The organism is Shewanella sp. Iso12 (assembly GCF_012030025.1).
GTDB classification, from domain to species: Bacteria; Pseudomonadota; Gammaproteobacteria; order Enterobacterales; family Shewanellaceae; genus Shewanella; species Shewanella algae.
On sequence record NZ_JAAUHW010000001.1, the window covers coordinates 518,158 to 540,945 of the forward strand.

Below are 22,788 nucleotides of genomic sequence, written 5' to 3' on the forward strand. Positions count from 1 at the left end.
GATCTCATTCAACTTGCAGCCCTTCTGCGGCGTATTCAATCATTTCCAAACAGGTCCCGGGTATAGACTCTATCGGCAACATCTTTTAGCTCATCGACCATGCGATTGGAAATAATCACATCAGAGATCTGCTTAAACTCAGCCAAGTCGCTTATCACTCGCGAACGGAAAAACTCATTCTCCTCAAGTACCGGCTCGTAAACCACCACTTCAATCCCTTTGGCCTTTATCCGCTTCATCACACCTTGCACTGCAGAAGCGCGGAAGTTATCTGAGCCAGACTTCATTATCAGCCGATATACCCCAACCACTTTGGGCTTTCTGGCAATAATAGAGTCCGCAATGAAGTCCTTACGAGTTCTATTGGCATCCACTATGGCCGCAATCAGATTGTTGGGAACCTGGTTGTAATTGGCAAGCAGTTGCTTGGTATCTTTCGGTAAACAGTAGCCACCATAACCGAATGATGGGTTGTTATAGTGACTCCCAATCCTGGGGTCCAAACATACACCATCGATTATCTGCCGGGTATCCAGCCCATGGGTTTCAGCGTAGGTGTCAAGTTCATTAAAATAAGCCACACGCATGGCCAAGTATGTGTTGGCAAAAAGCTTAATGGCTTCGGCTTCTGTGCTGCCGGTAAAAAGTACAGGAATATCTGGTTTTAGCGCGGCTTCCGCTAGCAGATGAGCAAAGCGCTCTGCCCGCTCAGAACGTTCGCCGACAATGATCCTCGAAGGATAGAGGTTATCGTATAAGGCTTTGCCTTCTCTCAAAAACTCAGGTGAGAATATGATATTGGCCGAGTTGTACTTCTCACGTAATGCTCTGGTGAAACCAACTGGCACAGTTGACTTAATTACAATGCAAGCAGAGGGATTAACAGCGACAATGTCCCGCGTCACCTCATCAACAGTACTGGTATCGAAGTAGTTAGTCTTAGGGTCGTAATCCGTTGGTGTTGCAATAATGACATAATCTACACCGCGATAGACTTCTTTGTCCGTTGTGGCAGTTAACTGCAACTTATTGCTCACCAAGTGTTGCTCAATAAGCTCATCGGCGATGGGCGAGTGCCCGGCATTGACCATTGCCACCCTCTTCGAGGAGACATCCAAAGCCCACACCTGGTTATGTTGTGCCAACAACACCGCATTTGACAAACCCACATAACCCGTACCAACAACCACTATCTTCATTTTATTCCCCAATGGCTTATGCTGTACGCTAACTTAGCACAGGAGAAAAACGACTGATACAAGACAGAATTCATAAATCGAGTAAGGAGCAAAGATAGGCTGCATATTCATTGCTTCCCATAGATATCGCGTGTTGCCTGAGTTGTTCTTTGGATATCCAATGTTGTCGCAAGGCTATTTCCTCAAGACAAGCAATCTTTACTTGCTGCAATGTTTGAATACTCTGAACAAAACATGCAGCCTGGTGGAGTGACTCTACGGTACCGGTATCAAGCCAAGCAAACCCTCGACCCAAGCACTCAACATCTAGGACGTTTTCCATCAAGTAATGATTGATAAGGTCTACTATCTCGAGCTCGCTTCGCGCAGAAGGTTGCAAGCTCTTGGCAATATCTGATGCTCTTCCATCTAAAAAATACAAACCTGTCTGCGCCCAATTAGATTTAGGCTTCAAAGGTTTTTCTTCAATCGATAGAGGCTTTCCAGAATCATCAAATGTAATGACCCCAAAGCGCTGAGGATTTTTCACTTGGCAAGCAAAAACAGTTGCGCCTATATCTCGGGCACGTTTCGTCATTACATTATTTAACTGACCGGTGAACCCTTGGCCGTAAAAGATATTGTCGCCAAGGATTAGGCAACAAGGTTGCTGCTTCAAAAAATCATCGGCCAAAATCAGCGCTTGAGCAATCCCTTGGGGCTCATGCTGAACCAAGTACTCAAGTCTAATCCCATAAGCACTTCCATCACCAAGTAAACGCTCAAATGCGGTCCTATCCTGAGGAGTGATTATGATGAGAACTTCACGAATACCCGCCAACATAAGAACCGATAAAGGATAATAAATCATCGGCTTATCAAATACGGGCAGTAGCTGCTTGGATATCCCACGAGTAGTAGGAAACAAACGGCTACCTGTACCGCCTGCTAATACAATGCCTTTCATGGCTACCTTTTTATCTGCTGAAACCGTTCCAGCACACTCGTTACGGTCACAATATTACTGTCCACAACTTTTACAACGATTGACATACCAAGCAACTGTTTTACGTAAACCTGATTCAAAAGACTCATAAGGTTGCCAACCTAACTCCGTTTGAATTTTGCTGGAATCTATAGCGTAGCGCATATCATGACCAGGCCTATCCGAAACATAACTAATCAGCTGCTCGTACTGCGTCAAACCTTTGGGCTTGTTAGGGGCAAACTCTTCCAAAAGAGTACAGATAGCCCTCACAACATCAATATTTCGCCTCTCACTCTGCCCCCCTATGTTATAGGTTTCACCTATACACCCTTGAGTTAGAACGCTATACAATGCTCGTACATGATCTTCAACATAAAGCCAATCTCTTACTTGCTCCCCTCTTCCATATATTGGCAAAGGATTACCTTCCAGCGCACAGGATATCATCCGTGGAATTAACTTTTCTGAGTGTTGATAAGGGCCATAGTTATTGGAACAATTGCTGATAACTACAGGTAAGCCGTAGGTTTTATGCCACGCACGCACCAAATGATCACTGGAAGCTTTGGATGCAGAATATGGGCTACTTGGTGCATATCGATTGTTTTCAGTAAATGGTGAATCTAACAAATCTAGCTCACCATAAACTTCATCTGTGGAAACATGAAGAAAACGAAAGTTAGCCTTTTGAACACCACAAAGACCTTGCCAATAGCTACGAGCGGCTTCTAATAAAGTGTAAGTACCCACTACATTGGTCTGAATGAAAGCAGCAGGGCCATCGATTGAACGGTCGACATGGCTTTCCGCAGCTAGATGCACAACGGCGTCTGGTTTAAATTGCGAAAACAACTTATCTACAGAGTCACTATCACAGATATCACCCTGAGCAAATTGATAACTCTCCCCTTTTCTTACATCCTGGACTGAATCCAAATTAGCGGCATAAGTGAGCTTGTCTAGGTTTAATACCCTATGACGTGTATGAGTCAGCAGATAACGAACCAACGATGAACCAATAAAGCCGCATCCACCTGTAACTAGAATTTTCATCATCTATGTCACTTATAACAATACGATGTAAAGAAGCCGCCATCCTAAATAAGTGTTCTTAATTATGCTACACCTTGCAGAACCCTTGTGGTGCAAGAGTTTCCGAACATGTGTTCTTGAAGCCCAGCTCACCAGGCTTAGTGTTCTAACTGCGTCAAGTTACTATTAGGAGACGATATCGGTGCAGTGGTCTACTATTTCGAACAGTTATTTACTATAGGGTTCGAAGCACAATTGTGCTAACAGCTCGACTTTGAGACAAATCAGCTTAGTGACTTACGTTTAGGAACAGCCATTTAGCATTTTTTTAAACAGCATTAAGGGTGAAATATAGCAAATTTACAATTAATCAAGGAAACATTATCTCCGCTAACTGTTGAGAAAGTTGTCCATATTCATATTGTCTTACCGCTGCACTGTGGCCATTCGCCCCTATGGCCAACCTCTGCTCGATGGGCATGTGATAGAACTTTAACACTGCCTCTGCTAACTTTATAGGGTCTTCGGCTGGTACTTGTATGCCTGCATTAGCAGAAATAATTGGGTCTGATGAACCGGAATAAGCGTGCAATATAGGTTTACCGGAATAGAGATATTCAGGGATTTTATTAGCACCGATACCAAATCGGTACAATTTCTCATTTAGCCAACCAATATAACAGACATCAAACCGGCTTAACATAGCTTGAATTTGAACCTTAGGTATAGTGTCAATAAATAGAACATTTTTAAGCCCTTTATCCGCAGCACGTGATTTAAGCAACTCCTTTAACTTACCGCCGCCAACAAGCACAAACACAATATCTTCGTAATCACGTAACTTTTCAGCGGCGTCAATTAAGCTATCGAGACAATTTGCAACCCCCAAAGTGCCGGTATAGCCAACTAAGAACTTTCCTTGAGGTAACTGCTTGCTGACACTTTCGGGCAATAACACCTTTTGATTGACTTCATCGAGCGAAAAACCATTTGGAATCCAGCTAAATTTATCAGGACTTAACCCGCGGGAGATCATATGCTCGACCGAGTTCTTTAAGTTTGAGATCACTGCATCAGATTTCCGATAGGCTCGATCTTCAACCCATTGCATAAAGCGGATAAATGGATGATTAGTTGAATATCCACCGATTTCAGTCAATGTAAGCGGCCAAATATCACGCACCTCGAATAACAAACGCGATTTGAATTTATTTGCTAGCCACTCAGCTCCTAAAAATGCAATTGGTGAGGGAGAGGAATATAAGATCGTGTCAGGTTTAGACAATAGCTTAGTTAGCCTCTGTAAGCGCCATGAAAAAATAAACCAATTTAATGCTCGCTGCTTGCTGTGTGCTTCAGCATAATATGGCATTTTTACCCAGACAAAATTGATACCATCAATCTTTTCTATTAGGCAAGCATTCTTCACATCAGGTTGACGATTAAGGAGATGATTTGCAGATGATGCAATAAGATAAACACTGTAGCCCTGCTTAGCCAATTCGCGAGCCAAATAATAGTGTCGACCTCCGAATCCTGTTACAGGAGTTGATGCATACTGATTAATAATCCATGCCGTTTTACTCCCGCTTGGGGAAATATCATTATTTACTAAAATATCCATTAAATTTCACATCAATAATTCAACAAACCTTAGGAGGCCGTTAGATGAGATTAGAGATCCATGACTATTGCTTACTATGTTTAGATACTTACAATGTAAGAAAAGCACATGTAAAACCAAAAATCTATAAATTTCATTAAGTTCTACACAAGAAAACATTCATAAAACACTTGATTTTTAAATCGGCAATAAATCTCTACTTAAACTAACCAACCAAAATCTAAGAAGATTAATACTGAGAAAAGTGTAGAAAAAATTTTTATATAGAAAAACAAAATATGAATTACATGACTTAATCATATCGAAAAAATTCAGAGATAGTTAGATTTACACTATAAATAGAACTCACAATGTTTGATAAAACTCTAAAAACTTACGTTCTTCTATTCCCCAATTATATTTCTCTTGTACAGCCTGTTGACCATTACGTCCCATTTTTTCTGCTATATCTGGATTACTAACTAGATAATCGATAGCATTAGCTATTGCCTTTTCATCAAATGGGTCAACACATAGACCACACTGATTATTCTCTATAACTTGTCGCCAAAGAGGGAAGTCAGAACAAATTACAGGAACGCCAGCACTCATATACTCGAACATCTTAATCGGTTGAGATTCAATATGATTAGGTGAAGGTAAGAGTGTTACCAAACCGCCTACACAACGAGCCAGCAAGTCGCGTACCTCTTCACGGCCAACAAAGCCCAAAGGATCGACGCGCTGCCAACCTAAGTCTGCTCGTGCAGCTTTTTCTATTGAGACTTCACTAAATTTTCCCGCTAACTGCAGTCGAGCGTTTGAATCAACGATTCTAAAGGCCTTAACCATTTGTAAAATGCCTCTAACTTGACTAATCCCGCCAACGTAAGCTATCTGAGCCTCTTTAATTGACCAATCAATTGAACCGAGTGTAGCGAGCTCTCCCAATATAGGATAATTGCTAATATCAATAGACCTAACACCAATGCTAATATATTTATCCCGGATAAAAGGAGTTGCCGCCACCACAGCATCTAGCTTACGACACGCCCAATATTCAAAAAAGGCAAACCCCTTTGAGAAAATCCACCTTGCAGGTCTATTTAAATAAGGCTTACTTAATAGTTGCTTAGGGACATCCTCGTGTGCATCAAAAATCACTGTCTTCCCAAGTTTTTTTAGCTTTAGGCCAATAGGGATCAACTCTGGATCATGGAGATGATAAATATCGAAATCAAGTGCCAAGGCTTTCTCAAACACCCGAGTAGGTGCATTTCGAATTCTATCTATTCGGCTTTTCGAGGCTCCCACATCATAAATAGATACGCCATTACGAAGCTCATCCCCCTTTCCATCAGCAACAACTAATGAGGTAACATAACCGTGATTTGCCAGCGAAGTACATTGCTTGAGGAAAATACGGGTATCATAGCGCGTATGTGCTGAAGTGAGGTGAACAACTTTACGAGTAGTTTTTAACATTTCGACCAAGCACCTTAGAAACAAATGACTGGATCCCTTTCATCAAAGTGTAACGGGAATCCCAATTTGCATATTCTGAATATAAATGTCCTGGAGAGTTAACATATCCATCGAGCTGCTCAACACTAATACCTAGCTTTTTCGATATAAAATGTTTATCTTCACGCAGCTCCGTCTCGTCATATAAGGGCTTGTTTAGCTCATCAAGTGCTCGGTCACGAGTAATTAATCCGGACAAAATCATACTCGACAAATGAGGTTTTCTCTTATCCATATTAAACTTTACAGGCAAGTAATGATTCTGAAAGAACTTAGTAAAGCGTGATTCACCATGTTTTCTAGCATATGGTTTATAACCGACTTTTTCAACTAATTCTTGCAGAGCTACTTCCTTACTATATGGCATGTAATTAAGAGGACGAACAGCTTTCATTTTCTTTATAAAAGGATAATATAAATAATATTCCAGAAAGCTAATGGTTTTATAATCTTTTAATGGTAGCTTACCAAACCTCTTGTGAATGGCTTTTAAATTTATCGCATCCATGGCGGCATGATGCCATTTTTTTGGGAAAACAGCTTCTGTTGCAATATTTCCACCACTTATAACATAATCAATTTTATTTTCTACGGCGAAGTGATAAAGTGAAGCAAAAAATGCATGATCTTGTACAACATCTTGATTTGCAACTCCAGCTTTTAAATAAGCTAATTGTAAATCTCGTATCTCAGGCCAACTCATTACCCGTGTATGTAAATCGTAACCACAATACTTAACTATTTTTTCAATATTATAAACAGCGGTCTCACTGTTCCAGCCAGCATCGACATGTACAACCAAGGGCCGCATGTCATATTCTTTCATAATTAAAGCCAGATAAGAGCTATCTAGTCCCCCACTTAGACCAAGAACACAGTCATATTCAAAATTTTTACGCTCATGTTTAATCTGGTCAAACATTTCTTGCAATTTGACCTTACCTTCTTCATTTGGGAACCAACGCTTACTAGTCTCACTATCAAATGTATGACAATGATTACAAACACCTTCACTATCAAAAGAAATTTCGGGATCAGTTGTATCCATCACACAACGTGTACACATCTTATATTTTTGTGCAGTCATTACCGTCTCATTTTTTAAATAAGTTTTCAAGTTGATCATAATCAGGATAAGTTAGCAAAACCGCTCGATGCTTACCGTGAAAGGTAAAAAAAGTTCCCGCAGCTATTGCCGAAGCACCACCGATTTTAACCCCATCTCGTATATGTTCCAAACTTCCCACACCACCTTGTGCGATCACGGGTATTTGTACCGTATCCACAATTTTTCTAACTAATTCCAAATCAAGTCCAGAACCACTTCCTTCACGATTTATAGCAGTAACTATTATTTCACCCGCTCCAAAATCCTGAGCTTGCTTGGCGTATTCTATAGGACTTAAATCCGCCTTTTTAGTTGCACTGTAAGTATATGCCTCATACTTTCCCAACAAGCTCCTTTTTACATCAATTGAAACCACTATACTCTGTGAACCTGCTATAATACTGCATTCTCGAATAAAGTTAGGATCAGAAACAAAAGCGGAATTGATTATAACTTTCTCCACTCCAGAACGAAACAATCGTTCAACCTGATCAAGTCGACGAATACCTCCACCGTAAGCAATTGGCATAAAAGCTTCAGAGGCCATATCTTCAATAAGTGCGTAGTCAGGGTCCTTAGAGCTTAGACTTGCCGAGATGTCGACAAAAGCAAGTTCATCCACTTCTTTTTCATTAAATATGCGAACAGAGTTAATAGGGTCACCAACATACCTATGCTTCTTGAATTTCTCACCTTTAACTAAACCACCATCTTGCAGCAACAGTACAGGAATCACACGAGACTTTAACATTTGACCAACTCAATAAATTTAGCTAAAAAATGTTTACCAAATTTATGGCTTTTCTCTGGATGAAACTGCACACCATAAATATTATTTTTTTGAACTGCACATATAAAATCATAACCATAGTGACAATAGGCTAATATATTGTCACTAGGAACATTTTGAGCGTGAAATGAATGAACAAAGTAAAAGCGATCATATACACCTGAAATTAAAGGATCCAGCAAATTGTCTTTTTTACTATTGGCCCAGACTTCATTCCACCCCATATGTGGCACAGCTAACTTTCGGCTACTTTCTGATAATTCAAAACTGAAACGTTTAACTTCTCCATCAATCCAACCTAAACCAGCAAGTGTTCCTTCTTCACTTCTTTGTAGTAAAAGCTGCATCCCTAAGCATATTCCCAAAAAAGGAACTTTTTCATTAAGAATTTTCTTCTCTAGGATGGGTTTAAAAGCCGACAATTTTTTAATACCATGGTCAAAAGCCCCTACACCAGGAAGAATAATAGCATTTGCATCAATCAACTCTTCAGGTTGACTCACTATCTGCGCATCAGCTCCTAAATAACGAAGCATGTTCTTGATAGAACCGCAGTTACCCATTCCATAGTCAACTATTTTGATCATAACCAAAACCTTGTATTCATGAGAGACTCTCAAAAAACTTTATTGCATAGCGTTGGCATACAATGAATCCACTACTTTAACGTACTCACGTTCACTAAACCGTTCAAGAGCATTATTCCTCAGTTTTTCAGCATCATATCTATCATAATTCTCGAAAACATATTTCATCGCCAAACTGAGTTGTACTTCAGAACCCACATCAACCAAAACTCCATTTTGATCATTTATAATATCCTCTGGCCCACCTGATTTAGTAGCTATCAACGGTAACCCAGAAGCTAATGCTTCAATCAGTACCACACCAAAAGTTTCATAATTACTAGGTAACACAAAACAATGAGCTTTAGACATTTCCTTACTTACTTGATGACGTTCTAATCTTCCCATAAAAATCACTTGAGAGTCGATGCCTAAATTAATAGATAGTGACTTTAATTTTTGAGTCAGAGGTCCATCGCCAATTATCTTAAGTTTTACCTTTTTCCCCAAAAATACTTTGGCGAAAGCTAGTAATAGCAGTGCTTGATTTTTATTACTATCTAATGAGCCAACATTAATAAATGTAAAGTCACCCTTACACTTCAAAGACACATCATTATTAAAAAAACGAGTATCTACCAAATTACTTAATACTGAAAAATCATGTTCTAAACGGGCAGACAAAATGCCCCTAAACTTAGAACTAACACAATTAAGTTCGCTTGCTTCGTTACAAATATCTTTCAGATAAGGGTCATATTTAGATTCAACTAATCCACGAGCATATGCGGAACTATGTTCTGTCAATACGAAAGGTATTCGATACTTTTCTTTAGCTACTTTTGCAAGGTAACCTGCATACAAAAAATTATGAGCATGAATAACATCTGGCATACCACAATCAACAATGTACTGTTCTAGTTGATTAAGAAATAAATTAGAGTATTTACATGCCAGCGAGCTAAAATCTAATACTCTATAGGGCAACAACAATCTCTTATATTTTCTATATATATTAACGCCTTCCGTTGATTCAACTTTTTGATAGGGGTACTTTTTTAATAAGTACCTTGTAGTAATAAAGCCAACAGATATCACCCCAACTTGATGTCCAGCCCGCTTCAAAGCTAACGCTTGTTCATATTGAAATATTCCTGCCAGTGGGTTTATTTCCGTAACAAAATGTTCAGATGGCAATATTAGTATATGCATGCTTTGTCTCTAAAATATTGCTTAAATAAATTATAAAAATTAGCGTAATCCATATAGGATTAAATCCGGAAAACAAAATTGTTTCAAACATCCCTGTCAGTAACAGTGAAAATGAGGATACAACAAAAATATTAACTTGACGATATCTTACAAGGTTAGAGAGAAGTAAGCTAAAAATGAACAAAACCAAAATAAGTGTAGATAAAAATCCATAGTTAGCAATATGGTTAATATAGGAGTTATGCACGCTAATATCTTCAGAAGCACCATAACTTAAAATCAAGTTATTAACACCCACTCCAAACATGAAGCTTCCAATATCCTCTGTCAAAATATTATAAGCTTTAAACCATAATTCAGTACGGCCACTAGTCCCTGATTCAAAAAGTCTAGCCATAATATGTGAAAACAAATCTGGATTGGCCAGTAGATACGAGAAAATGAAAGTCATTAGAATACCATAAATAACTATCACCCACCAACGATACAAAGACCAAAAATAAAATGTAATTATTATGGTTGCAGCAAGAAGACTCGCTCTAGACTGAGTCATCACTATAACAATAGATAAGAAAAAAACTAAGCTCGAACTTATTAAGTTTTTATTTCTATTAGTAACTACATTCAAAGTCAATAGTGCCAAGCTAGACATGGCCGTTGTATTTTGATTTAGAAATGGACCTGTTAAGATAAAAAATTGGTTAAACTGTTGCAGACCTGAAAAGTAGTAATAATAAACAATAAAAATAAAAAGACAGGAAACTAACCCTAATAGCTTGTTTAGTAATATAAAATCAATGCTATTTTTCTTGACTGCAAGCAAAATTAATGTGAAAGAGTATATGAAAAACGTAATTATCCCACCAGGATGTTGGGTATTCACATTTATATTAATACTTATTAAATTAACTACAACTAGAAACAATGCGATATAGAAAAACTTATTTAAACGCGAGTTTATTGTTACAAGAAAAAGAAAAGCTAAAATCAGCAGGTTCAAAAAAGTAGTGCCAAAAAGCTCAACAAATACCGTTTCTCTAATAATAGATAAAGAAATAATTATAGCAATCAAAAATTCCATTTTATAACCAATATCAACTTTTAAGGCTTTTGAATATGACTACTTTTTTGAAAAAGACAATATAAGACCGTCTAAACAAAACGAAACCAAACACCATAGAAATAGTATAAATTGAGACTATGACAAAATAATAGTCCCTAAAAAATAGATGTAAGCTTGCCATTATAATTAATATCACCGTCATAGAATAAACTCTTGCCCTAGGCATTGGACGCCAAACATAACTAGAAAATTCTGTCCTTAACAAGAAGAAAAACCAAAAAGATATTCCTGTTGAGAAAGCAGCTCCTACAGCGCCATATGTAGGAACCAGAATAAAATTACTTACTAAACAGATAATTAAAGCACCAATCGATGCAAGCATCGAATAACTAGTTTTTCTGGTCAACAGAATACCAATAGATGAAACTTCTGATAGAGTATAAAGAAGTGGGCATAACAAAGACATGGGAAGTAAACTTTTCACTATCCCGTAATCATTAGGTAGCAGCAATGTAATAATCCAAGAAAAAATTCCAGATAAAACAGATATAAAAAATACAACTGCCAATAGATTCTCGTAAACACTGTTGACTTTTTTTAAGTCTACACCTTCACTTTCCCATTTAAATACTAAAGGAGCCCATATTGTATTGAAGACACCAGCTAGAATTGCTACACCTCCAGCTATAGTAACGGTAAGTGAATACAATCCTAATTCTTCCAAGGTACTCATAGATTTCAAGAAAAATCTATCAATCGAAGTTAGCCCCCAGGAGGCTAATCCTCCGATAATTAATGGCATACCAAATCTTATATAAGTATTTAGCTTCTCAAAATTTATACTTCTTGATATAAACACTTCACGTAACAATATTCGATTCTGCCAAATCAGGTAGCAGAAAATAGTTGCTATTGAAAAAAAATAAACAAAAATCAAGCTATAAAAAGTTAGATTCTCGTCAATAGCTAGTAAACATAATAAAAGCAGAAATAAAAGCAGTTTCGGCAACAACTGACTCATGGAATAGGCCAATGAACGCTCTTGCATTCTTAAACTAATTGCTAAAAAACGAGAAAGGAAATTTATAATAAAACAGAGTAGCGTTAAAATTGACAGGTATTCACTTGGAATATCGTATAAAAAAGATGAAATTATTTTTGGTTCGAATAATAAAACTAGAAATGAAAATGAAAGCAAAGTAAAAGCGCCAGGCATGGTAACTGAAGTAAACAGGCTCGCCTTATTTTCTTCATCATAGTATTCTCGACCGTAAACTTGATCTAATCCGAGACAGAAGAAGATAATGATAAAATTAATTGCCAACTGCAGTATTGATAAACGTCCAACATCCTCGACAGAAAAAATCCATGCCATCAATGGCACACTAATAAAACCAACTAAAGCGGCACCAATTGGGCCAATACAATACTGCAATATCGTTTTTGCATTCATTCTACTATCTTAATCACTTTTGCTGGTACTCCTGCTATAATACAATCATCTGGAAAAGATTTAGTCACAACAGAATTAGCACCGACAATAACGTTATCACCGATACAAACACCCTCTTTGATAAATACACCGTCACCGATCCAACAATTGTTCCCTATTTTTATATCCTTTTCAAGGTGTTCAATATCACCTTCAGAATTTCGCGTTGGTTTTCTTAAAGAATGTGTTTTTGCTTTAATCGATACACGATAACCTATTGCACAACCGCTGCCAATTTTCACAGTTGATTTTTCACCAGCCTCAATATGAGCACCATTAATATAACTGTATTCAGAAACGTAAACATTAGCATAGGGTCCTGAAATTATAGACCCCACTCCTATTTCCACACTTTCATCTATATTAATATAACGTTTAATGTGATGATATTTTACAGTTTTCAACGCCCAATTATTTACATAGTTTATTAACTTAGCTAACAAATAGAACACATTTAACATTTTTCTGCCTTACTTATGACCTAAAGCGATAAGTTCTCACTCGTGAGTTAATTAACGTCTATTTCAATTAAGAATAATCTGCACTCCATAAGCCAATATGGATATAGAGTGCAAATATATAAAGAAATCTCTTATCTACTCATTTATAACATAAGTGGTAACTAGCTTGTTAATGTATTGACTACACTTAGGATGTCAGATTCCGTCATATAAGGATGCATTGGTAAACTAAGCACTTCCTCTGCTATCGCATCGCCTACTGGCAGATGCACAGTATCGTCAGCTACTGCAGGCTGCTTATTGAGTGGAATAGGATAGTGCACAGCAGTAGGAATCCCTACCTGATTCATTTTTTGCTGAATCTGAGTACGATTTTTAACACGAATAGTGTATTGCGCCCAAGCGGAGGTATTATGTGACTCTATAAACGGAGTTGCATCTATACCAGCTTCATTAAGTAAGTATTGATAGCGGCTAGCTACTTTTTCGCGCAGTTGTAGCTCTTGGGGGAAAATATCAAGTTTAGACAATAGGATAGCAGCTTGTAAAGTATCGAGTCTACTGTTGACCCCAACTCGAACATGATGATAGCGGCGATCTTGGCCATGACGTGCAATTTGTCGAATAATCAATGCCAACGAATCATCATTAGTAAAAATAGCCCCACCATCTCCATAGCAACCCAAAGGTTTGCTAGGGAAGAAACTGGTACAGGCTACCGTACTCAAATTGCATGACTTCTTCCCTTTATAGCTGGCCCCAAAGCTCTGCGCTGCATCTTCAATTACTGGAATACCATATTTGGCGGCAATGGCATTTACTCCATCGAAATCAGCACATTGACCGTAAAGGCTTACAGGAATAATCGCCTTGGTATTTGGTGTAATAGCTGCTTCGAGTTTAGCTGGGTCAAGATTATAGGTTTTAGGACAAACATCTACGTACACCGGCTTAGCACCAAGCAAAGCAACAGTTTCCGCAGTAGCAATGTAAGTAAAACCAGGGGTAATGACTTCGTCACCAGGACCTATGCCAAAAGCCATCTGCGCAATCTGCAATGCATCTGTACCATTGGCAACTGTAATGCAGTGTTTAACTCCAGTGAATGTAGCAAGTTTTTCTTCTAACTCAAGGACTTCCGGCCCCAAAATATATATTCCATGTCGCAGTACATTCTGAATCGCCAAGTCAATCTTATTTTTTATAAGCGCTTGTTGTGCACCTAAATCAATGAATTGCATGATTCCCTCTACTTTTCAACAAGCTCGACATAATCGCCGTGCAATATATATTGATCTCCAGTATGTGGACAAACTGCTTTAGCATCACCACTCAAAGGTAGTGAAAGCTGTTCACCATACTTACTAATCCAGCCGATTTGTTTAGCAGGTACTCCAACCACTAAAGCAAATGCCTTAACGTCCTTGTTTACTAAAGCACCAGCACCGACCAATGCATACTGACCTATTGTAACACCGCACACAATTGTACAATTAGCACCTAGCGTAGCTCCCTTTTTTACATATGTGTCACGATACTCAGATTTTCGTTCAATAAATGAACGAGGGTTATAAACGTTAGTAAATACTATACTTGGACCACAAAAAACATCGTCTGCCAGATGCACGTTATCGTATACCGAGACGTTATTTTGCACCTTAACATTATTCCCGATAGTTACTTTATTGCCAATAAATACATTTTGTCCGAGAGAACAGCCTTCACCTATATTTGCACCACCACATACGTGAGTAAAGTGCCAAACTCGTGTTCCATTTCCAATTTTAGCACCATCATCCACAATGGCTGTTTCATGTAATTGATAGTTTACAGACATTACTTTAGAACCTTAGCTAGAAGTGGGTGGGCATTTTCACCTGAGGTAACAATTGACGAAATACGGATTTGTTCAACAGTTTCAATTGCCATACGGTTTTCATCAACACCAAAACCATTACCGTCCAAAATATTTTGATAGCTTTGCGTATGAAGATCGGTAAAACCACCTGAGAACTCAAGCTCTTCATCACCTATAGTAATGCTACGATAAGTAAGCTTTTCACCTTGAACCGCATTTTCAGGCAAATTATTAGCATCTATAGAAAGAAACCAACGAACGCGTGCACGCTCGTATTCTAAATAACCACTCGCGGTTTTTTCATCACGATAATGAACTTCGTTATGCTTAAGTTTACCAAATACAAAGTGCAACATGTCGTAGAAGTGTACACCAATATTTGTAGCTACCCCGCCTGACTTATGATCAAAACCCTTCCATGACTTCATGTACCATTTACCTCTAGATGTCATGTAGGTCAGGTCAACATCAAATACATAATTAGCCGGAGCTGATGCAACCTTTTGCTTTAACGCAATAATAGCTGGATGTAGACGTAACTGTAATATTGAGTTTATTCTCGCACCGTACTTATCTTCATACTGCTTCAACTCATCCATTTCACTTGACTTAAGAACCAATGGCTTTTCACAAATAACATCTATGCCATTTTTAAGAGCATATTTCATGTGAGGTGTATGCAAATAGTTTGGACTACATATAGCAATGTAATCTAGTTTACTCCCCTTTAATGCTTGATCTTCTACAAAAGCAGCAAAGTCCTCAAACTCTGTATAAAATTCTGCATCTGGGAAGTGACTATCCATAATGCCTACTGAGTCATTAATATCCATAGCTACAATAAGATCATTCCCAGTGTCTTTGATAGCTCGGAGATGTCTTGGAGCTATATAACCGGCCGCGCCGATTAATGCAAATTTTTTCATTAGCAATCTATCCAGTTCAGTTTAAAGACGAAAGACAGTGAAACCGAGATTTTCTAAATATTCTCTATCATGCAAGCTTTTTACATCAGCAATAACTGGTTTTTCTGTTTTAACCATTAATTTGAGCCGCTCTAATGGCAAGGTACGATATTCTCTATGTCCGACCGCAATTACAAGGCTATCTAAATCGCGAGCAGTTTCAAGATTTTCTAGCTCTATATTGTACTCTTCACGCACTTCCTCACTAGAAGCCCAAGGGTCAAAAACAATAACCTTAACTCCCCAAGATTCGAACTCTCGAATCATATCTATAACTTTACTATTTCTGATATCTGGACAATCTTCCTTAAAGGTAATACCAAGAATACCAACAGTGGCCTGTGAAATATCAATACCATTATTTGCCATTCGTTTAATGACATTTCTCGCAACATATCTTGCCATGTTGTCGTTAATACGTCTTCCAGCTAATATAACTTGAGGATGATATCCGACCTGTTCAGCTTTATGTGTCAAATAATATGGGTCAACACCAATGCAATGTCCTCCCACTAGGCCAGGTCTAAATGGCAAAAAATTCCACTTACTTCCTGCAGCCTCTAAAACATCTAGTGTGTCAATTCCGATCCGTTCGAAAATAACTGAAAGTTCATTAACAAGTGCAATATTCAAATCTCTCTGAGTATTTTCTATAACTTTAGCTGCCTCAGCGACTTTGATAGAACTGGCTTTAAAAGTTCCTGCTTCAATTATACTTGAGTACAAATAATCAACAACATTTGCAATCGAGGGAGTTGAGCCGCTAGTTATTTTACGAATTTTAGTAAGCGTATTAACTTTATCGCCTGGATTAATACGCTCAGGACTATATCCAGCAAAGAAATCAACATTAAATTTCAGTCCAGAATTTTTCTCCAAGACAGGAACACATACTTCCTCAGTTGCCCCAGGGAAAACTGTCGATTCATAAATAACGATATCGTTAGCCTTTAGCAATTTGCCAACTGTTTCACTTGCTCTAATTAATGGTTGTAGATCTGGCCGATTAACTTCATCTACTGGTGTAGGAACTGTAATAATATATACGTTGCAGTCAGCTATATCAGCAACATCACTGCTATAAGTAAGCTTTGCAGCTGACATTAAATCTTCACTCGAAACTTCTAACGTTGAGTCTACCCCATTTGAAAGCTCCGCAACCCTATGAGGATTTATATCAAATCCTATAACAGAATAGGATTTACTAAACTCCACAGCCAAGGGCAATCCAACGTACCCAAGACCGATTACTCCTAACTTATAATCACTTTCACTAAAAGACATATACCTACCTTTAATATTATTTATCGATTCAAGTATTGCACCAAGGTACTATATGTTAAACTTCCAGATTATAAATCTTCGTCCGTGAAAATAAATACTGATGAATACTTTAACAAAAATCCAGATTCCAATATCAAACAAATAAGAGAAAAAGCCTTACTATAAAATATACACCTCGGCTTTTTAACTCGTAAAAATTATAGTATTGGATTATCAATCCATAAATTTAATCCATGGCAAACATTCACAACACAGTATTACAAGAAAATGACTTACCATCTATTTTAATCGCTGGCATTGTGTACTATACAATCAAATCCACGTAACACCTGCATTAACACACTATGTTTATTTGTATATTATTTAACAGAAAAAGTTACTCTACAGCTATTTCTACACAACTCTATACAGCACCATCTCCGACTAAATATCAAAATTTAAAGAAACATATGCTAAAAAACACTTCCATCTTTACAGGATGTAATCATTATCTGCCCATTCCAAATAATACTACCTTTATAGTCCTAATTAGTATTTTTATATCTAACCAAGTGCTATGATGTTTAATATAGTATATATCATACTTATGCTTCCAAATCGCATCCTCAACTGATGCACCATAAGGATAGCTCACCTGAGCTAATCCTGTGACTCCCGGCTTAACCGCATGTCGGAAACGATAGTATGGTATTTCTTTCTCTAACTCTGAAATAAAGATTTCTCTTTCAGGCCTAGGCCCTATGATGGACATATCACCTTTGATAATATTGATGATTTGGGGCAATTCGTCTATTCGAGTCTTACGAATAAAATAACCAATCTTAGTCACTCTAGCATCATCCTTAGCAGCCCATTGTGCTCCTGATTTTTCAGCATCGTTTCTCATCGATCGGAATTTTATCACTTCAAACTCTTGATTATATTGCCCCGTCCGTTTTTGCCGATAAAAAACTGGTCCAGGACTCTCGAGTTTAATAATGATCGCAGTAAGTAAACCAATGGGGAAACCGACAATACCCAATAGCAATGCAGCCACAATATCAATTAATCGTTTTGCTAGTTGAGTACGCTGTGTTGACAATATAGAAAAAGCTTTTTGATGTAAAAAATACCCACTGTGTAATAATCGAACTTCAGTATAACCTAGCCGTGAGTCTAGATAACTTACTAATGGCTCAACCCAAGCACCCACCTCAGTAGCTTTAACTAAAAATTGCCTTTGTTCTTTAGTAAGCATTGCACTTTCAAAATGACAAATCACTTTGCAATTCAAGTCTTGGAGGTCATAGTCATTCATCACAATATCAAATGAATAATCTTCTACTATCGAACCTATCTCAAGTTCTTTATCCTCAGGACAATATACATATATAACCGACTGACACAATGCTTGGTGCTTTGACTTAAAGCTCTTAATTGGCTTAAATTGGGGAGGAATATCAAGTTCATCCGAGTCTATTACATCTCTGGAAATCAAACTCATATCAATACTCTCTATTCGTATAAAAATGTCTTAATAATACGAAAACCAATGCCAGCATACCTCCTAATAAGGTACCTAGAATACATATCAATGCTCGTTTTGGCTTTGCTTTAAGTTCTGGAATTAAAGCTGGATCAAGAGTTTTAAACACATACTCATCACGAACTTCAGCGAACATTATTGTTTTAGCCTGTTCTTCTATCAATTTATATAGAATGGTCCGAATGTCGGCAACATTTGTAAGCTCAATTTGCTTATTCAAAAACTCAGTACTTCGCATAGCTTCGGCTACATCACGCTCTTTCATCTTAAGATTAATGTCAGCGACCAACCAGTCGACCCATTCTTTAGCGATAAAGGGAGACTGATGTTCTACTGATATTTTTATCATTCCTGTTTCTGGATCTTTATTAATGGAAAAAGCTTTCAAAAACTCTTTATAGGCTTCCTGTAATGAAGGTTTCGGTTGAAATGGCGGTTTTACTTCACGCACCCAAGTTTTACTTTGTGCATTATATAGCTTTTGATCAAATGAAAGGCTGTTGTCTTCCATATGCCACTTATCGACCGCCATTAATTCAGGCAATATTTGATGTTTCTCAATAAACTCACCGATGAACTGCCGCGATTTTAATACTTCGATTGCTAGTAAGGTCTTATCTGTACCTGCCTTACCGGCTAAATTAATCCCCGCCATACTGGCAAGGCCACCAAACTGAGAAGCAAGCCCGGCTAGCCCTCCAGCCCCCTGTTCTTCAGATGCCGGGGCTAAAAGCGCCTCCGATTTATAGATATTCGGCAGCATAAGTGCGATAGCCACAGAAGCAACGGCAAATACCAGAGTGACACCGGCAATTAACCATTTCCCTTGCCATATTACCGAAAAGAGCTCACGGAGATCTATTTCGTCATCTCTCATCGAGTTCACAGCAAACTGTGCATTCGGATGCTGTTGAGGAGTAATTTGTGAAGTCATATTTATGTCTATTTAATACTGTATTAATTTTGTTCTAGAGCCTGAAACCACGGCTCTAGAACAAGTTTGTTATTAAGAATTACAACCCAGAGATTGTCGCAACAGCCACAGCCGTGTTGTAAATGATCTGGGTGACTTGACTCCAGAGCGTCAGGTTATCCTTATACTCTGTATCCAGCGGAACTATGATGGTATCTCCTGGTTGCAGATTATCTTCACTGCTAAACCACATGGAACGTTTGGGCATCATCACAGAACCATCTGCTTTAATCACATAAGTTCTGTCTTCATCTGCACGCTTACGGGCTCCGCCAGACATATTCAGATACTGGTCTAACGTGAGACCTTCCTTATACCTGTGAGTCGATGCATGTTGAACTTCTCCCATAACAGCTATGGTCTGTTTGGTTGAAGGCACGTAGAGGACATCCTGATCTTCGAGCTGAAGGTCGGCTTGGGTAATGCCCACGGAGATAGCAGGTAAGTCAACAACCAGTCGGCCAACAGCTTTAATGCCTTCAAGATCTTTAAGCATCAACTGAGCATCTGCATAGTTGACTACATTGCCATCTTTGGAAACGCCTCGAGTGGCAATATCACGCCGAAGTTGATCGGCCAGTTTTTTGATTTCCATCTGCTCTTGTTTGCGAACAGACTCACGCACAAACACGGCTGATGGAAGATAGGCGTATTCGGTAAAGCCGCCAGCTCGTTGAATAACATCCTGTAGTGTTTCGCCGCGGCGGATGTTGTATACGCCAGGGAACTTCACTTCACCGCGTATTTCAACAGTTTGATGTTCCTGCCAATCAGGCGTAGTCATCACTGTCAAAATATCCCGCCCTTCGAGAGCCAGATCAGCTGCTTTGTTACCTTGTAGAGCCGAAGTCAGATCTACAGTCTTATGCACTATTGATGAACCAGTAGCATCTGTAATCGTGCGGGTTAACTCAGCTCTGGCTGTGTATGCACCTTCCTTTAGGCCGCCAGCGGCTTCAATTAAAGAGCTGACAGATGCATTGACACTTAAAGGATACATACCTTCGTGGCGCACTTGGCCGCTGACAGCGACTATTTTAACGCTGCTGCCTGCGCGAGCCTGTGCGTTAAGTTTGCTGATAACCGGATACAAAAGCTCACTGCGGTTCATCATATAGCTGTACTTTACCAGATCTCTATCATCGAAAAGATTGGTAAGCATCTTGCTCACTTCTGCTGTAACAGCTTCCTGTTCAGCCTTTTGTGCTTCTTCTAATTCGGTATCACCGGTCGCTCCATCATTAACTACGACGCCGGCAAGTTCAGTACGCTTGTTGAGGCGCTTGTTTTGCAGGTCGCTGAACCCCGCCTTGAAAAGATCTGAACCCAGTAACGAATCGCCGGTAAGGGAAGTAACCTTAGCAACTCTTTCTTTAACCAGCTTGTTCAGCTCATATCTGTTGATACTGTCATCGCTAAAGTTAAATATGATCAACTTATCTCTTGGTTGCAGCGCCAGGTTCTCACCGACGTCCTGATGCACTATTGCTTTGCCAGGTGCGAATTGATAGACCTCAATATTGCCATAATCATCTACTTCACGAAGCAGGATGGCGTAATCTAGATCTGCTGAAATTTGTAAATCGGACCAAATAGACTTGAGGATGTCATTGACTTTTAAGCCTTCATGCCATTGATATTTCCCCGGCCGAACCACAGCACCAACCAAGGTAATTGCATTATCATATTGGCCCGAGGTGCCTTTAACTCGAATAACATCACCGGCCTTGGCAAGCGTTTTTTGCCCTTTAGCAGACGTCAAATCAACCGTGAGCAGCGACTTAAGCCCCTGGTCATTGTAACGCTCAACCACACTGCCTTTAGGATAAGAACCCGGTTTAGCCCCGGCAGCCATATTAACGACATCACCAAGGGTTTCTCCCCCTTTGAGCTCATAAATTGCCGGACGGCGAACTTCACCGGCCACGCTGACCAGGCCACCTACTGGAGGAATGAAAACCACATCACCAGATTGCAGACGCATATCGCCGGAGGCATCGCCGCGCATCAATAAATCATAAAGGTCAAGAGTACCAACCAGCTTACCACCACGCTTGAGTTGCACTTTACGTAATGAACCAATTTCGTTGACGCCGCCGGAGACAAACAGCGCCTGTGTCATGGTTGACAGACTGGATACAGTATAAGAGCCTGGTTTATAGGCATCACCGGCCACAAAGATACGGATAGAACGCAACTCTCCCATGGTGATATTGGACTCAATGCCTATCATCTGATGCTTGATGCGCTTTTGCAGCGTGTCTTTGGTTTCCGCAAAGCTCAAACCCGCCACACTAATTGGGCCAAGCTCAGGGAATTGCACTGTACCGTCACGGTTAACAGTAAGAGTAAACTCCCGATTATCTTTACCGAAGAGTTGTACATTCAGAGTGTCTCCAGGCCCCATAAGGTATTCACTGGGAACAGGTACATCTGAAACTGGGGCAAAAGTGCTGGGTTCACCTTCAAACAGAGAATAGCCAAATCGTTCTAGCTCTGCCTTGTCTGCCGCAGCGGTAAAATCCAAGCTGTGCTTATCTTGACTGCGGCGATTATTCAGCTCTCGCCCTTGGCCATTTTGATATTGCCAATTTTCTTGATCATTACCTTGAAAATTCTGCTGTCCTCTGGGGTAAACCAACTGTGGGTTTTCCAGTTTCTGACTGCCGCTGTTACTGCTACCTCTAAGCATGGCGGGATCAATACCATACTGTTTGGCTAACCTTTCCTGCTCAGCACGAGGCAAATTTTTGAATTGTTCAATCATCTGAGGAGATGGCGTAATTGCCTGAGCTTGCGAGCCAAGCAAAGCCAGTGCTCCTATGCTCGCTATGATGAGTTTTTTGGTTTTCTGTAACACCAGTTGTCTCCGTAATGGTGAGTAACACTAAAAATCAAATGAACCTTGCTACAACAATAAAAACCGGTTCGGGTGTAGTAACTCCCCCAACCAGGCCTTCATCTCAGGTCAATGTTCCCCAAAAGTGGATTCTGTATATCAAGCATTGGTAATTAGATAGGACCTGTTGCCATCTGGAGAGTATGGAAATTGTCCATACTGATAGCTTTCAGGCACACAACCGTTCCGCGTGGCGCCCAGACGGCTTCGGCGTTCACTAAGAATATGAAATTATTCATATTCTTGTCTTTCAGACACGCTACCGTT

19 protein-coding genes are annotated in these 22,788 nt (G+C 39.2%); all 19 read right to left on the bottom strand.

Annotated features, from left to right (window positions below; all coding sequences use genetic code 11):
- Positions 1–35 precede the first annotated feature (35 nt).
- Positions 36–1,199, bottom strand: coding sequence for a nucleotide sugar dehydrogenase (locus HCX89_RS02280; protein ID WP_167714911.1), 1,164 nt, complete (start codon positions 1,197–1,199; stop codon positions 36–38).
- Between the two features lie 70 nt (positions 1,200–1,269).
- Entirely contained in the window at positions 1,270–2,145 is an 876-nt protein-coding gene (gene rfbA, locus HCX89_RS02285) for a glucose-1-phosphate thymidylyltransferase RfbA (protein ID WP_167714913.1), read from the bottom strand.
- A gap of 54 nt (positions 2,146–2,199) precedes the next feature.
- Positions 2,200–3,219 carry a dTDP-glucose 4,6-dehydratase gene (gene rfbB / locus HCX89_RS02290; protein ID WP_167715151.1) on the bottom strand — a complete coding sequence of 340 codons (1,020 nt, stop codon included), beginning with the start codon at positions 3,217–3,219 and terminating at the stop codon, positions 2,200–2,202.
- 349 nt (positions 3,220–3,568) lie between these two features.
- Complete coding sequence (locus HCX89_RS02295) at positions 3,569–4,822, bottom strand: glycosyltransferase family 4 protein (RefSeq protein WP_167714915.1); 1,254 nt, start codon at positions 4,820–4,822, stop codon at positions 3,569–3,571.
- A 345-nt stretch (positions 4,823–5,167) separates the two neighbouring features.
- Positions 5,168–6,286: a glycosyltransferase family 4 protein gene (locus HCX89_RS02300; RefSeq protein ID WP_167714917.1), complete on the bottom strand. Its 1,119-nt coding sequence runs from the start codon at positions 6,284–6,286 to the stop codon at positions 5,168–5,170.
- A complete protein-coding gene (locus HCX89_RS02305; protein WP_167714919.1) occupies positions 6,267–7,412 on the bottom strand; it encodes an N-acetyl sugar amidotransferase in 1,146 nt (381 codons plus the stop codon). Before HCX89_RS02305 ends, HCX89_RS02300 begins: the two co-directional genes overlap by 20 nt.
- 7 nt (positions 7,413–7,419) lie before the next feature.
- Positions 7,420–8,184, bottom strand: coding sequence for an AglZ/HisF2 family acetamidino modification protein (locus HCX89_RS02310; protein ID WP_167714921.1), 765 nt, complete (start codon positions 8,182–8,184; stop codon positions 7,420–7,422).
- Entirely contained in the window at positions 8,178–8,810 is a 633-nt protein-coding gene (gene hisH, locus HCX89_RS02315; RefSeq protein ID WP_167714923.1) for an imidazole glycerol phosphate synthase subunit HisH, read from the bottom strand. Before hisH ends, HCX89_RS02310 begins: the two co-directional genes overlap by 7 nt.
- Positions 8,811–8,849: 39 nt before the next feature.
- Positions 8,850–10,001, bottom strand: a complete 1,152-nt coding sequence (locus HCX89_RS02320; protein ID WP_167714925.1) for a glycosyltransferase — start codon at positions 9,999–10,001, stop codon at positions 8,850–8,852.
- Positions 9,976–11,082, bottom strand: coding sequence for an O-antigen ligase (locus HCX89_RS02325; RefSeq protein ID WP_167714927.1), 1,107 nt, complete (start codon positions 11,080–11,082; stop codon positions 9,976–9,978). Before HCX89_RS02325 ends, HCX89_RS02320 begins: the two co-directional genes overlap by 26 nt.
- A gap of 13 nt (positions 11,083–11,095) precedes the next feature.
- On the bottom strand, positions 11,096–12,517 hold the full coding sequence (locus HCX89_RS02330) for a lipopolysaccharide biosynthesis protein (RefSeq protein WP_167714930.1): 1,422 nt from the start codon (positions 12,515–12,517) through the stop codon (positions 11,096–11,098).
- A complete protein-coding gene (locus tag HCX89_RS02335) occupies positions 12,514–13,017 on the bottom strand; it encodes a DapH/DapD/GlmU-related protein (RefSeq protein ID WP_167714931.1) in 504 nt (167 codons plus the stop codon). The genes HCX89_RS02330 and HCX89_RS02335 overlap by 4 nt, the downstream gene beginning before the upstream one ends.
- A 161-nt stretch (positions 13,018–13,178) precedes the next feature.
- Positions 13,179–14,258, bottom strand: coding sequence for a DegT/DnrJ/EryC1/StrS aminotransferase family protein (locus tag HCX89_RS02340; protein ID WP_174839992.1), 1,080 nt, complete (start codon positions 14,256–14,258; stop codon positions 13,179–13,181).
- A gap of 8 nt (positions 14,259–14,266) precedes the next feature.
- Positions 14,267–14,854 (bottom strand): acyltransferase, encoded by a 588-nt coding sequence (locus HCX89_RS02345; RefSeq protein WP_167714934.1) that lies wholly within the window; start codon positions 14,852–14,854, stop codon positions 14,267–14,269.
- The gene (locus HCX89_RS02350) at positions 14,854–15,801 is read right to left on the bottom strand and encodes a Gfo/Idh/MocA family protein (protein ID WP_167714936.1); all 948 of its coding nucleotides are present in this window, start codon (positions 15,799–15,801) and stop codon (positions 14,854–14,856) included. Before HCX89_RS02350 ends, HCX89_RS02345 begins: the two co-directional genes overlap by 1 nt.
- A 21-nt stretch (positions 15,802–15,822) precedes the next feature.
- On the bottom strand, positions 15,823–17,124 hold the full coding sequence (locus HCX89_RS02355) for a nucleotide sugar dehydrogenase (protein WP_167714938.1): 1,302 nt from the start codon (positions 17,122–17,124) through the stop codon (positions 15,823–15,825).
- Positions 17,125–17,611: 487 nt separating this feature from the next.
- Positions 17,612–18,607 (bottom strand): exopolysaccharide biosynthesis polyprenyl glycosylphosphotransferase, encoded by a 996-nt coding sequence (locus HCX89_RS02360; RefSeq protein WP_167714939.1) that lies wholly within the window; start codon positions 18,605–18,607, stop codon positions 17,612–17,614.
- A gap of 1 nt (position 18,608) precedes the next feature.
- The gene (locus HCX89_RS02365) at positions 18,609–19,583 is read right to left on the bottom strand and encodes a Wzz/FepE/Etk N-terminal domain-containing protein (RefSeq protein ID WP_167714941.1); all 975 of its coding nucleotides are present in this window, start codon (positions 19,581–19,583) and stop codon (positions 18,609–18,611) included.
- 79 nt (positions 19,584–19,662) lie between these two features.
- Positions 19,663–22,482: an SLBB domain-containing protein gene (locus tag HCX89_RS02370; protein WP_167714943.1), complete on the bottom strand. Its 2,820-nt coding sequence runs from the start codon at positions 22,480–22,482 to the stop codon at positions 19,663–19,665.
- Positions 22,483–22,788 lie beyond the last annotated feature (306 nt).